This window comes from Yersinia proxima (assembly GCF_902170785.1).
In the GTDB taxonomy this organism is placed as follows: domain Bacteria; phylum Pseudomonadota; class Gammaproteobacteria; order Enterobacterales; family Enterobacteriaceae; genus Yersinia; species Yersinia proxima.
Window position 1 is genome coordinate 250,521 of sequence record NZ_CABHYG010000016.1, and the last position, 15,245, is coordinate 265,765.

The following is a 15,245-nucleotide window of genomic DNA, read 5'->3' on the forward strand; positions in this document are numbered from 1 at the left end:
TATCGCAGCGGTTAAACCGGTCGGATACTTTCTTCATCCAGTTCGGCGTCGAAGAAACGACGCAGCGTCTGAATATTATTATCCGCAATAATTGACTGGCGTGCTTGTGCCAGCTTTTCTTCATAAATGGCCTGCCGCCACTCTAACGGGGTACGCTCCGCCAGATTATCATCTTCGATAACACTTAGTGTGACCGTATTACCGTGTAATTCACTCAATGCATCTGCCAGAGTCTTTTGTGCCGACGGCGAGTTTAAATGGCGCTGAGCAGAACGCAAGTGAAGGCGAATATTACCCGGTTCTATTTCTTCTTTAAATGCATTCAGCGCAAGTTGTTGCACCAATTTGGGAATGTGTAATTTATCAATCTCTGCCGCCCAAGGATCGCGCACCATTGCCTCTTGAGCCAATTTGGCAGAAAGCTCCGGTGTTTTTTCATGCTCCAACGCAGATCGTAATGCTTTCGGTGTTGCTACCGGCTCTACTGGCACTTCAGGCTGATTCTGCGCTGTCCAGCGGTATGCTTCTTTCTTCGCCGGTTTCTTCTCTTCCGTAGATTTGGCGGCCAGACGCTGCTGGCTGCGCTCAGTCACAGAAGCTAAGCGCTCCAGTGCTGAGTTTACCGGCCGCGCTTTTCCTGGCGCTGCCGGCTCACTCTTTTTTGCTGGGGTTGTCCCCGCTTTGCGCAGTAACTGCGTGCGTGCTTGCAGCAATTGCGCGGTAGCGTCTGGAAGCTCGGAGTTAACCGGCGCAGTGGCACCTAGTGGCGGGGCCTCATACTGTGGCGCATGTTGGGTAAATGACGGAGCCTGAAAATGTTGCTGCGGCGCTGGCGTATTATCCGCTATTGCCGTCGGAGCACTGACTGGCACCTTCTGTGGCTCGGCAATTATCGCTTTAGGATGAAACGCCAAGGCGCGCAATAAAGTCATTTCGACCCCCATGCGGCGGTCAGGGGCATATGCCAACTCTTTTCGCCCCACCAGCAATGTCTGGTAGTACAGCTGGATATCTGTAGGCGGCAGTGTTCGCGCCAGCTCGCGTAATCGCGGCTCAATAGTCGCGTAGTGATTATCCAGCATGGAGGGCAATAACTGCACCATCGCAATGCGGTGCAGCAAACTTAAGGTTTCGACTAATAGATTTTCCCAGTCAACACCGCGTGATGCCGCTTGCTCAAGCTGGGCCATCACTCGCACGCCATCTGCACTCACTAACGCTTCAATAATCGCCAGCGGTTGCTCGTCATCCAATGTTCCCAACATTTGACTGACGGTGGCGGTAGTGACATGCCCATCCCCCATCGCGATGGCCTGATCAGCCAAACTGAGTGCATCGCGCATACTGCCATCAGCGGCGCGCGCCAGTAATTGCAATGCTCTGGCATCACTACTGATTTGCTCGGCTAACAGTATTTTTTCGAGCTGGGCGCGAATCACCTCAACATCAATGACCTTAAGATGAAACTGCAAGCAGCGAGAAAGTATGGTGACAGGTAACTTCTGCGGATCGGTCGTCGCCAGCAGGAATTTCACGTGGGCTGGCGGTTCTTCAAGAGTTTTCAACAATGCATTGAAACTGTGCCGTGACAACATGTGGACTTCATCGATCAAATAGACCTTGAAACGGCCACGGGCCGGCGCATATTGGACATTATCCAGCAGTTCGCGGGTATCTTCGACTTTAGTGCGCGAGGCCGCATCGATTTCGATCAAGTCAACAAAACGGCCTTGCTCGATTTCCAGGCAATTAGCACAAGTACCACAAGGGGTGGCAGTAATGCCCGTTTCGCAGTTGAGGCCTTTGGCTAACAACCGAGCGATAGAGGTTTTACCAACTCCACGGGTGCCAGAAAATAAATAGGCGTGGTGAATTCGCCCTAATGAAAGGCCATTAGCCAACGCCGTCAGGACATGTTCCTGACCAACGACGTCTGCAAACGTTTTGGGGCGCCACTTACGGGCAAGGACCTGATAGCTCATTGACACTTCATCATTGATTTATAAGAAATAATTTTATCACCAATAACCCCCTCTCCTTTTATCTATCTCTATTGAGGCGGCCTATTTTCGAAAACATTCACTCGAATAGTGACAAGTTGAATCTTAGTGTACCAGTACACCCATCGTCATTCCCAAAAATTTACTTTGTAGCTGCGGGATTGTCGATTCTTGTATGCTGTAATTTAGCAATAAATACGCGATGGGCTTTTGAAACAGAAAGAACAGACTACAGACTATCGTGGTATGACGTTCCAGTTCTAATCTGATACCACTGCATATCCGCTCGACTTCACCAATGTGCCATTGTTTTACAAGTAACTTATTTGTGAAATACAATAGGGATACGTTTCGATAAAAGAAAATAAGGTGTCCACGCTAATATTCCAATAATAGCTGAGCTTATCGCACTTATATCGCTGCTTTCTAAAGAGAGATTAAATAAAACTGCTGGCAGAACAGTCATGCAGGCTGTAGTAATGAAATTGATCGCATAATAAGCAACCATTAATTTTTTTGTTGTTTTTTTTCTTCTGAAGAATGCCTGCGCTGCGATAGCGGCCATAACAAAGTATATCAAGACACATGCAAGTATGAAAATACCGTAGTTAGTGATTACTCCATATTGTTGAAAGTTACTGAACATCATATTTGCCAGAAGATAAAACGAATAAAGTGTCAGAATTAGTGTTACGATTAACCCCAATGCAGGTAAATATAAAATTCCATTTATCTTCCGACTTTCTATTTCTTCACACTCCAGGCATAGCCCAGATTCTTTTAATGCTTTATTTTCACAGTTAAGACACGTCATTTTATTTTCCATAAATATTATTTGTAATAACAACTCAGCTTTATTGCCAATGAATGCTATTTATCCCAGTATCACTCTGATATAGCAACAACACATAACTAACATATTTGAGTTTGCTGCTTATGAGAAAAACCTGTTTTTTATAGAATTCACCCTGTCAGCCCTGCCGCCAATGTACCCAGTGCGCTGTTTCCGTTCACCTGAGCCATCACAGCACCCAATACCGCGTGTGCCATCAGGTTAGCTTCAGTATTCACTTTACCCGTGACCGGATCGGTAGCCATATTGTGAATGACTTCAGCCAGATAAGGTGCAGAAGCTCCCGCCAACGCTTTCGACATATCTCCGCCAGCCAAACCTTGGATAGCCGCAGTTGCCGCCTGCACCGCCTGCTGGAATTTGCCACCCGTGCCGTAACCTGATTCATTGAACGCCTGATCATAGGCCGTTTTATAAACCTGCCCGTTGATATCTTCAACTGTTGCAACCTGACCCGGATTAGCTTTCTCCCACTGTGCTTTGGCGTCTACCTTATCCTTTTCACTCACATCCAGCATTTTTTCATTCGCCGCTTTGGTGGCGATAATTTTCCCCTGTGTACGAATAACATCACTGACCTGACTGCCAATCTCACCAATCAGTTGTGCTTCGCGCAGACGGTTTTGCTCTTTCTCTTTATCGAAGATAGGGGTGAGGGCATTGTTGGCGTGTTCGACATCTCGGCTCAGGTCAGTGACATTTTGCTGTTGTTTCTCGGTGTCGCGGATGGTGATAGTGCCATCCGACACCGCCGCATAAGTGGTGCTGTCGGCGTGGCCTTCATTGTTAGCTCCTGTTAGCAAGCCGTTGGCCATGTTACCGGCAAACTGACCGCCGATATTACCACCGGTACTGATACCCACACTCTGATGTTCAACTTTGAAATCGGCTTTATTCCCGATATCACTGAAGCCCAGCGTGCCAGTATCCAGCGCGTTTTTATCGGCGGTGGCAGTGGAGCCAATCACTGCGCGTCAAGCTGAGTATGCTCGCCGACAGTGATATCAAAGCCACCTTTGCCGGCAAAGATACCCGTCTGCTCCTGCACCGAGTCAAAGTTGCTGTGCATTTTGTCGCGGCTGGCATTGATGCTGGCACTGCCGGTCATCGAACCGAAATTGAAGCTACCGCCGACACTGGCGTCTTGTCGCTTGGAATCGTAACGGTCACTGTCTTGCTGGCTTTGCAGCAGGAGGTCGCGGCCCACATCCACCTTGACGGTTTACCCACTGACCTGCGCGCCTTGCAGCACCGCATCGCGGCCACTGGTGATGTTGAGCTGGTTACCGGCATTGACCGTCGTTTCAGTATGAGTCAGGCCGTTGCCGCTTTCGCTGCCTTTGCCCTTGTTCAGACTGGCGGAGATATTAATGCCCCAGCCGCCCTGACCGGCACCTATTCCTATCCCCAATGAACCGCCACTACTTTTATTACTGCCATCCAGCGTTTGGGTCTCTTGGGTGGATTGCAAAATCACATCACGATTGGCGGTCAGGCTGGCGTCTTTACCCGCCTGTAACTGGCTGCCGTGCACCACGATATCGCCATCAGCCCCTTTCACGCCGTTCCCTGTGGCGGTGATATTCAGGTTATTACCGGCAGTCAACGTGCTGCCCTGATGGGTGGTTTGATTGACGGTTTGTTCTGATTTTGATGACTGGCTGCCATAAGACAGGCTAATGCCAATAGCATTTTGGTCACTGGCATTCAATTCTGCCATCTGCCCACCTTGTACCGCCTGAACACTACTCAATGCCGCTTTGACGCCTTGCAGTGCCGCCAGGCGGCCATTGCTCTCTTCACTGGCAGCCTTGGCGGTGGTCACCGCCGTGTTAACGGCACTGCCGACTGTGCCCGACAGTGCTAATGTCAGGCCTCTCTGTTTTTGTTCGACGATATGGGTCTGGGCACTTTGATTTTCTGCCGCCACAATATTGACGTTTTTACCGGTCAGATTGATGTCTTTACCAGATAACACGTCGGAGCCTTTCACCGTCAGGTCTTCACCGGCAGTCATACTGACATTGCCCAGCACACTGCCCACCGTGCTACCTACATTGGAGATGGATTTGCCGGTGTCGGTGGTTTTCTGGCTATTACTCCCAATCGTGACGCCAATCCCGCCGGTGGTCATCAGGCCCGATTTTTTCTGCTCATACAGATGAGATTCGCTCTCGCTCTGTTGCGAGGTGTCGCATGAACATCACCTTTACCCCTCAACCGATCCCAGAGCTGACGCTCCAGTATCATCAGCTCTGGATCACTGTCGACACCGATAAAGCCACCTGGGAGGCAAAGTTGAACGCTGCTTGCAACGGCCCCGAAGGAGCTAGGCCCAAGATAGGGCGAGTATACCCAGCCAACAGCGGCAAAATTTGGCGGCCAATTGGCGGTGGGGTAACGGCGAGCTGGTGATTTGTGGGGATTGGCTGACCGGATCCGGCATCACAGATGCCGAACAACTGGAAGTGGCCGCCGCACCCGGTGTGCTCCGGTTGCAACGGCGGGAAGTGGATGTTTTCAAAGCATAAAAGCAAAGATCCCGGCCAGTTGGCTGGGATTTATTACTTTAATTTAAGAGTATCTGTATACGGATTTTTAGTGAGGATATCATCAATTTCATGCTGAGCCTTTAATCTCCACTCATCACTAATCCTCCCCATAAGATCAAGTGCTTTATTAAATGCAATTCGCCGCCCATCTCTGTTCTCAACACGATTTTCCAGTTCATATTGAAAGGCAACTTTATAAATAAAGTCAGACATAATCCAATAAAACAGCTCATCTTTTGAACTCGTTGTTTTTCTAAAAAATTCTACCCCCCTCTCTGCATATATATAATTGTACAACCCACCATCATAGGAAATATGTGGCCTACCATCACCTGGTGATGATGAGAAAATGTGCAAATCACTCTCAGGAATCCCCACAATTTTCCCTAGATCGTTGACTTTTTTTTGTATCTCAGAAAAAGAGAGCAGCATATTACTTTATCTCCCGTAGATATCCATTTTTCACCAGCCAGTCAACATTCACTCGCTCTTGCATATTAGGTAATATTTGGACACCTCCACCTAGCTGACCAAAAGCAGGAGCAATTTCTCCTCGTATAGCAGGCAAGGGTTTTATTACCTCATACTCATAATATTTTTCAGCTTTAGCGCCCGGCGCAAGGGCACGTTGTTCGTAAGGTGTCCCTTTCGGTGCAAGGAAAGAACCATTAGGCTCCCCATATCTATCCAAACGAGTACCTACTGGGATTGTAGTTTTGACAGGATCACCTTCAAATCCCAAATTCTTAGGCCAATCCCATCCCCCATTAGCATTTTTGAATTGGTCATAGTAAGAATACCCACCAGCCTCAACATCGGTAACAGCACTTGAACTGTTAGGATTACCAGATGGTGTTTTAAGGTTTGGTGATTCAATTTTGCCAACTATTTTCGCTGCAATTTTCTCTGTGAGTGCTGTACCCACTTTTGCAACCCCAACGCCACCTGCAACAGCACCAATCATATCAGACACAAGTTTACCGGCTTCAACACCGGCATTGTACGCACCACTTGCGCCAGCTTTCTGATACTCCGACTCCATCAGGTTGATGCGATCAATATAGCTTTGCTTAACCGCATCCGACATCGTGCTAAAAATGTCATCGCTCGCTATCAGTTGCTTGATTGCATCATAAGCCGCAACAGGATCACTGATGGATTTCGATAAACTTTCGACTGAGTCGTAAAGCCCTTGAGGAACACCAACCACCATTCCCGCAGCATAAGCAACATCTTGGCCCATGCTGATAGCATCCCATTTGGCACCCACTTGCAATTGACAGAACTCGTGACCTTTACAGGCATCAAACTCTTTATCTCTATCTGAGCGCTGTTGATTGCTCAGATAGTTATTCTCCACCGCATTCTTGCCAACCTGCGCTCCGGCAACCGTATCAGCGGTGCTGTCACCCGTCAATCCACCCGCCAGTCCTGCGGCCAATGTCGCCAATGCGCTGACCGTCTGCTTCTGATCTTCACTGAGATTATTCTTGTCCCAACCCATTGCCGCGATTATCGTCGGGGCCATTAACTCCGCACTGGCCGCACCCGCAGCACCCGCCAGCGCGCTGTTACCACTGGCATAGGCCGTGACCGCACCCAATACGGCATGCGCCATCGTATTAGCTACCTGATTGTCACCAGTACTTTTCTTAATCACTTCAGCCAGATACGGAGCAGCACCGCCCGCTAATGCTTGTGCCATATTACCGCCTGCCAGGCCCTGAACCGCCGCCGTGGCAGCTTGAATACCCTGTTGCAGCGCGCTGCCGGTGCCATAAGGAGCCATGGCGGTATTGCGTATCTGGTTAGTCAGCTGTTCTTCCGTCGGCGTCAGGTTGCCTTTCGCCGCCAGCGCTTCTTTTGCTGCCTGAATCGCTTTCGGATCTTTCAGCGCTTTTTCTTCCGCTATTTTACCTTGCGTTCTGGCGATATCACCGACCTGCGCCCCGATCTCCCCAATCAGTTGCGCGGCCTTCAGCCGGTTTTGTTCTTTCTCTTTATCAAAAATCGGCCCAATACTGCCATTGGCATTGTCGGTGTCACGACTCAGTTCCGCGATATCCTGTTGCTGGTTGGCTTGATCACGGACAGTGATGGTGCCATCACTGACTGCTGCTTGCGTGGTGCCTTCTGCATGGCCTTTGCCCCCCAGGCCCGACAGCGCGACACTACCCAGATTGCTCAACAGGTCAGAGCCGACCGGCCCGCCGGAACTCAGGCTGCCGCCCTGATGTTCAGCTTTGAAATCCGCCTGATTATGGATATCACTGAAGCCAAGCGTACCGGTATCCAGTGTGTTTTTATCGGCAGTGGCGGTAGAAGCAATCACCGCACCATCAAGCTGGGTATGCTCGCCGACCGTGATATCAAAACCACCTTTGCCTGCGAAGATGCCGGTCTGTTCCTGCACCGAGTCAAAGTTGCTGTGCAGCTTGTCGCGACTCATGCTCAGGTTGGCAGAACCACCACCACCAATGACCGCAACACTGACACCACCGCTGACACTGGTCTGTTTCGAATCATAGTTATCGCTGTCTTGCTGGCTTTGCAGCAGCAGGTCACGACCTACATCCACTTTGACGGTTTCACCGCTCGCCTGAGCACCTATCAGTGAGGTATCGCGACCACTGTGTAGCGACAGTGTGCCGCCACTGTCGATCTGAGTTTCACTCCAGAAGGTGCCGTCGCCGTGTTCTTTCCCCTGGCTCTTATTAGCGTTGGCAAAGATACTCAGGCCACCACCAGAGCTACCAAAACCCAAACTGACACCAATATTGCCGCCGCTGCTGCTGTTGCTGCCGTCGGTTTTTTGCGTATTAGCGGCACCGAGCAGCAACAAATCTCTCGCCGCATCCAATGTCGTATCGCCACCCGCTTTGAGCTGGCTGCCCGCAATCAGGATATCGCCGCTGTTCGCCTGGCTGCCTTTTCCGGTCGCATTGATGGTCAGATTATTGCCTGCCGTCAGGGACGAACCACTCACACTGGTCTGTTCCTGATGTTGCTGCGAGGCCGATTTCTGTGACCCTAATGAAATACTAATGCCCACCATGCTGGCGGCATCGCCGCCTTGAGCCTCCACCAGTTGTCCGGCCTGCACCGCCTGAATCCCCAATAGCGCTGCCTTGGTACCCTGCAAGGCAGCCAACCGGCCGTCGGGCTCTTTTTTGGCATCCTGTGCGGTGGTGACGGCGCTGTTGACCGCGCTGCCGACCGCGCCAGACAAGGCGACGGTGATGCCACTCTGTTTGCTCTCGGCGGTATGTTGTTGAGACAGGTGGTTTTCCGCCGCCGTTATCGCGACATCTGACCCTTTCAGGCTGATGTCTTTATTGGCGATCACTTCGCTGCCATGAATATTTAACTGATTTCCCGCATCAAGAGTGACATTGCCGCCCAGACTACCAATAGTGCTACCTACATTGGAGATGGATTTGCCGGTGTCGGTGGTTTTCTGGCTATTACTCCCAATCGTGACGCCAATCCCGCCGGTGGTCATCAGGCCCGATTTTTTCTGCTCGAACAGGTGAGACTCGCTCTCGCTCTGCTGTGCGGTACTGACGGTGATGTTCTCTTTCGCCCGCAGGTTAACATCGTTATCGGCCACCAAGTTGCTGCCGGTGACCGCGATATTTTTGCCGCTAACATCAATAGAACCCGCCGAGAGCATCGAGCCGACCGCCAGTGTCTGGCTAATACTGTCTTCGGTGCGTGTGGTGGTAGTCGATGCCAGACCTTTTTTCTTGCCAGTATGAATACGCTGCTCATCGTGCTGTTCGGTCTGAGTGGCGACGGTGATATCGCCACCCGCCGCCAGCTTCAGCGCGCCGTCGGTTTGCACCGCGCTGGCACTGAGGGTGATGTCTTGCGCTGCCTGTAAATTGATATCGCTTTTGGCGTTCAACTGGCTGCCGAGCAGGGTTTCATCATAGAGATTGACCGAACTGGTATGGCGTTTACTGGAAGATTCGCCGGTGACATGCAGGCTGTCGGTGGCCGCACTCAGGTTGATATTCTGCGCCTGCACATCAAGGGTGTCGGCATTGATATTGGCTCCCATGGCAGTCAGATTATTGACATTGGCGGTCAATGCACCACCGACATTTACCTCGCTACCCAGATGGCGAATATGCTCACTGGTCGAACTGCCACGGCCATCACTTGTACTTATCTGGTCACTGCGTTCGACAGTATTAAGCAGCCAGTCGCCACCAGTATTGACCTGAAGATCCTTACCGACATTCACACTCGCGCCTTGCAGGATAAAGTCGCGCTCGGTATTAATCACCGCGTTGTTACTGACATTGATACTCGCCAGCGGCCCCAGCAGGGTTTGGTTACGTAACACTGAGCCATTGTTGCTACTGAGTTGTTCAGTGTCGGTGCGCAGGATTAAATCGCGCCCGCTATCCAGTTGCAGGTTAGCCGCGTTTAGCCGCGCGCCGGTCAGGTCGATATCACTGTTCAACGTACTGAGTTGCAGGTTATTGCCCGCCTCAAGCAAGCCGCCATTGCTGGTTAGGGTGATATCTTTTGCCATGCTGATGCGCAGGTCATTAGTGGCTTTGATGGCCCCCTGATTACTTAAACCCTGAACATCGGTAAGTTCGATATTATTGGCCGCAATCAATGTGCCGTTAGCCTGTAGATCACCCGGTTTCACCCCCGCCAGATAGACCACCGGCACCAACACGGTTTGTCCGGCGACTTCCCGGCTTTCCATTAGCACGATATTGCCAGTTAATGCTGCCATCTGCTCAGCACTGAGGTGAGTGCCGAGGGCAATATTAAATGCTTTGCTGTACTCAAGTCCTGCCGCAAATAACTGCTCGAACTGCTCTTGCGCGCTACGGTAATCACTGGTGACCGTTTGACCGGTTAATGCCAGCACCTGATCTCGCACCAGACGCTGCTCGTAGGCGCTATCCCCCAGGCGTTTGAATATCACATCCGGGTCATTATTTAACTGCTGGAGTACGTAGTCTGATCCCTTCCAGTTATTCAGATTGGCAAACGCAGGGTTGGTTTCTATCAGATAGCCGCCACTTACTGCACGATCAGGAGCCGCGAGGCCGGTGCGATCCAAATTAGCGGACGGGTTATTGATACTGCCAAGCGAGAGGTCACTTTCCGGGCCAGGTGCATACTGGCCTTTATCTGTACTGAGTTGGTACAGGCCACCACTGGGAAGTGTCAGCGAAATACCGTTAAACTCAACAGCAATCTCCTTGCCGATATTGTCGCGATCACTCGGTGGGGTGATTGCCCCGGAGTTTGCTCCATTGTGGATAGTCGTGCCACTGCCACTAATGGTTTTCGCCGTAAGACTGGAAGCGTATTGGTTGGTCGCATGTTCTTTGACCTCCGGCCCCCAACTCCGGCCCCACAAATTGCCTTTGTAGTTGCGGTAGCGCCACTCACCGGTGGAGGTTGTTCTTTCAATCAACCGTTGTGCACTCCCCCAACCATCCTGACTCAGCGTAACACCGGAGAGGTCAATCTCGCCTTGCGCACTCACTTTGCTCCAGAAATTTTCCAGTGTGCCGACATGAGGTGCTAAGTTTCCGCCCGCTAACAGTTGTGCTTCAGGGCTTATCTGATCAATGCTGTTTTTGGCGGTGGTTGACGTATAGTTTGTGCCGATATAATCGCTGTTATCTGCCCCCCCATGAGGTGGCTCAGAATAGCGCCCGCCCGGAATATCGGGGTTTTCCGCCGTCCAGTAGGCCGACCCACTCACCGTACCTACCACCACGAAATTGTTATTGGCGGTTAAGATATGGCGGCTATTGGTCAACTTGCTGGCGTAAACCAGCAGATCTTTGCCAGATTCAATCAGGCCAGAAATATTGAGAATCTGTGCTGCCGTCAGGTAATTTCCACTATTATCTTGCCCACCCGCCAGAATGACCTTGCCCATACCTAAAATGGTGGTGGTTGGCGCAGTGTCTGTGTTGGTGACAGTATCACTGTTCTCAATCACCGGTGCCAGTAAGGCTAATGTGCCATTTTCATCCGTTGCGCCGATGAGAGCTTTAGGGCCGGAGTTGGTGATGCGATCTCGCGCTTTAAGTGTGGCTTCAGCTCCAATAATGCTGCCGCTGTTGAACAAGCTGGTGGAGTCGGTACTGAGTTTTCGGCCCGCCAACAACAGCCCGTCATTGGTTAAGGCACCCTGAGTGGTAAAGGTTAAATCTCGCCCAGCCTGGAGGGTAGAACCTGCCAGATTGTTGAAATCACTCAGTAAACCAATGGTCAGATCCTGACTGGCACTGACTTTACCTGCACCGCCATCAAACTGACCAAGATTTAACGAGATATTATTCGCTGCCAGCGCGCCACCTTGGTTATTGAGCGTTTGACCTGCATTTGCGCCCGCAGTCATGGTCAGCGAGCCAAGGGAGATGATGTTGGCGCGTTGTGTGCTGATATCACCACTGTTGGCGATAATATTCATCTCGCGGGCTTGCGTGTAGCTGTCGGCAAGATTAACCCGACTACCGGTTAACGTCATAGCTCCCGCCGCGAGGGTTTGCCCTTGTGCGATCAAGTCCTGACGGGTGATTACCGTCAGGTTGCCCGCATCAATCAGGCGACCATCACTCTGTATCCCCGCACCCAACAGGCTGGTGCTGTTGCTATCAAGGCGCTGTGCCTGAACTGCCACGTTGCCTTTAGAAAGCAAGGTGCCAGCGCGGTTATCCAGATAACCGGCCAGATTGAGGTTGAAATCCGTGATGCCGGTTTGTGCGATGACGCCGCCGATATTAGAGAGTGATTGCGCGACGAGACTTATCTGCCCGGCAATCAGGCTGGCTTTATCAGTACGTAACAGGGTAGTTGTCCCGGCGGATAACTGTGTTGCGGCTTTAACCACCGCTTCAGTTAAGGTGATATCGCCCGATTTGGCCGCGAGAGCGATGGCATTAGCCTGAGTCTGGCTGCCGGTTAAATCAAGTTGGCTCCCTGACAGCGCTAATGCACCTGCAGCGATATTTTGCCCTTGCGCAATCAAGGTGTGCTCTGTGGTGATAGTCAAATCACCGCTGTTGGTTCGGCTCCCATCGGCCTTCAAACCTGCCGCTAGCAGGGATGAACTGCTGCTGAGTAAGTCGTTAGCACTCAGTTGGAGGTTGCCAAGCGCTGCAATGGAGCCACTGTTCGCGACATTTCCACCAGACTGCCACTGTAGTGCGCCTTGGCTATAAACGGAGCCGGAGTTAGCCGTATTGCCATGCACGGTTAACTCGCTGTTCCCAGTGCCATAGAGGCTGCCACTGTTATCCAGATTACCTTTAGTCAACAGGTGTAAATTGCCCCTGGCGGCATACAGGCTGCCCTTATTGGTTAGGTCACCGGTGGCAGAAAGCGCCATTTGATCACCTGCGCTATACAGGGTGCCGCTATTGTTGAGATAGCCCTCAGTGGATAACTGCATATCCCCGCGAGTTTGTATCACACCGCTGTTAGCCAGATTGCCCGTAGAGGCTAACGTCAATTGTTGTTCAGTGTAAATCTCGCCCCGATTTTCGGCATTTCCGTTAACCGTAAATTGCCCAACACCGGCGGCATACAGAGCCCCGCTATTAAACAGGCTATCAGTGTTTAGTGACAAATCCCGACCGGCCAGTAGGGCGCTGCTGTTGTCAGCATTGGTGTTGCTGATACTGAGCGCCCTCAGTTGCATATCTCGTCCGGCTTCCAGTTTGTACTGGTTAGTCAGTGCGCCACTGGTGTTAAAGGCCAGATCGCGCCCCGCTGTTAGCCGTGCGCCAACCTGATGAGTGAAATCACTTTGCAGGCGTATCCACATGTCGGTCGCAGCAGCAATTTCCCCTTTGCTGCTATCAAGTTTGGCGACATTGAGCTGAATATTATCCGCATGCAATTTACCGCCATGGTTATTCAGGGTTTGTTTCGAGTTTGCTGCGGCGTTGATCGCAAGGGTTCCGGGAGTGAGCACTGTCGCGTCTTGCGTAGAAACATCGCCGTCGCGGGCCGTTATGGTGATATTGCCAGCCTGAGTTTGGCTACCGGTGAGATCAACACGGCTGCCAGATAATGTTATGGCACCCGCAGCCACATTTTGCCCTTGGGCAATCAATGCCTGATGCGTGGCGACATTCAGTTCACCTCTCTGAGCCAGCTTGCCATCGCTCTGCACTCCGGCACCGAGCAAACTATTAGTATTGCTATTCAGCGTTTCGGCTTGTAACGAGAGTTTGCCTCCAGAGAGGATTTTGCCATCACGGTTATCAATATTACCCGGCAGATTCAGATTGAAATCTGTGGTTCCCGTTTGAGCTATCACGCCGCCAATATTGGCGAGCGCTTGCGCGTCGAATGTCACTTGCCCGGCAACCAGATTGGCATTGTCGGTACGCAGTTGTGAGGCGGTTGAGGCAGAAAGATGCTGGCTGGCGGATAATCTGGCTCCGCTGAGATCAATTGGCCCGCCTTGTGAGGTCAAAGTGATATCACGGCTCTGGGTTTGACTGCCACTCAGATCGATACTGTGCGCGTTGAGATTCTGCGCCGTACCACTGACATTTTTCCCTTGGGCGATTAGCTGCCCGTTGGCTTCAATGCTAAGAGTGCCGCCGGTAACACCGCTGTTGTCGGATTTGACACCCGCACCCAAGAGAGAATTGTGGTTACTGTTTACCTCAGCCGCGCGCAGAGTAGTATCCCCTGCAGCGGCAATGGTGCCACTGTTACTGAGCTTACCCGCCGTCGTGAGTTGGGTATCACCACTGGCGTAGAGCACACCTGAGTTATCAATATCGGCGGAAGTCTTCACCACCAGTTGCGTCGCACTGTTGATCTGACCACTGTTGATCAGCATACCATCAGCTGTGATAGTAATATCGCCCGCTGAAGCACCTATCTCGCCCGCGTTACGCACGCCGACACCGCTTTCCGTCCCAATCAGGCGAATTTTACCTGCATACATGCCGCCCAAATTGGCAACATCCACCGCCACTGTCGGGTGCGGGCTGCCATCGGCGGCTTTGGCATTTATATTCTGATGCGCGGCATCGATCTGATTGCGCCCGGCAGTGGCTTTCAGATCATTGGCCCAAATACCGGCATTCACTTTAACGGAACGAGCGATCAGATCAGTATGATCCTGACGGCTGCTGTCCAGACCTTTACCCTGAATAACAATCTCACCCCGCTCGACATCATAGCCAGTGAGCTGGCCGTTATTGAGCTGCGCCTGACCGGTCGTTAAGGTCGCGCGGTTGGCATTAATAAAACCACAGCCTTCGCAGGTAATGCCCGCCGGGTTGGCGATAACTACCTGTGCTTTGTGCCCAGCCACCTCGATATAACCGTTGAGTCTGCTGGGGTCACGGCTGTTGACTTCATTGAGAATAATACTGGCTTCACCGCGCGCCAGCGACGGGTTACCGCTGATAAAACCGCCGAGTTGCGTCTGATTGACACCCTGTCCGTTATTGAGGATCACGCCACGATTATCGACATCAAATTGGCTGTAAACGTTACGGGAAACGCCACCACTGCTGGGCGCCTGGATATTAACCTGTGGCGTACCGTTAGCGCTGCTGATAATGGTGGGTTGCTGATTCCCCGGCGCACTGGCATCGGCAACAATATTGGCCTGAGCGGATAATGAGACGCAACCTAAGGCCAGTAACAGGCTAAAGCTCAGTGACGATAGCGCACTGATACGGCGACTTTGCGTATGCCCTACACCTGACGATGGCGATGATGCAGCCCGACCAGAGGCGGCGATATCAGCCACCACCATCAACATGCCACGCGCTTTGTTGAAAACGATACGGTACAGGTTGTTATTCATAACTCATCCCA

General features: G+C 51.6%; 4 protein-coding genes, 2 pseudogenes and 1 other annotated feature. Of the genes and pseudogenes, 1 reads left to right on the forward strand and 5 read right to left on the reverse strand.

The features are described from left to right. Positions 1-11 precede the first annotated feature (11 nt). From dnaX to FTB31_RS14980, 3 genes and pseudogenes are all read right to left on the reverse strand, one after another. A complete protein-coding gene (gene dnaX, locus FTB31_RS14970; RefSeq protein ID WP_227731516.1) occupies positions 12-1,982 on the reverse strand; it encodes a DNA polymerase III subunit gamma/tau in 1,971 nt (656 codons plus the stop codon). After that, positions 618-681: a sequence feature (DnaX frameshifting element), on the reverse strand. Its footprint overlaps the gene before it by 64 nt. A gap of 340 nt (positions 1,983-2,322) precedes the next feature. Further along, the gene (locus FTB31_RS14975) at positions 2,323-2,814 is read right to left on the reverse strand and encodes a DUF2569 domain-containing protein (RefSeq protein WP_227731517.1); all 492 of its coding nucleotides are present in this window, start codon (positions 2,812-2,814) and stop codon (positions 2,323-2,325) included. A 152-nt stretch (positions 2,815-2,966) separates the two neighbouring features. Then, positions 2,967-5,044, reverse strand: a pseudogene (locus FTB31_RS14980) (hemagglutinin repeat-containing protein); the annotation flags it as partial. Positions 5,045-5,049: 5 nt separating this feature from the next. Between FTB31_RS14980 and FTB31_RS21595 the strand changes: the two are divergent. Beyond that, positions 5,050-5,384: pseudogene (locus tag FTB31_RS21595) on the forward strand (hypothetical protein). A 33-nt stretch (positions 5,385-5,417) separates the two neighbouring features. Here the strand turns inward: FTB31_RS21595 and FTB31_RS14990 are convergent. Both FTB31_RS14990 and FTB31_RS14995 read right to left on the reverse strand, forming a co-directional pair. Continuing rightward, positions 5,418-5,837, reverse strand: coding sequence for an Imm63 family immunity protein (locus FTB31_RS14990; protein ID WP_050123202.1), 420 nt, complete (start codon positions 5,835-5,837; stop codon positions 5,418-5,420). Between the two features lies 1 nt (position 5,838). Next, a complete protein-coding gene (locus FTB31_RS14995; RefSeq protein ID WP_227731518.1) occupies positions 5,839-15,234 on the reverse strand; it encodes a two-partner secretion domain-containing protein in 9,396 nt (3,131 codons plus the stop codon). Between the last annotated feature and the right edge of the window lie 11 nt (positions 15,235-15,245).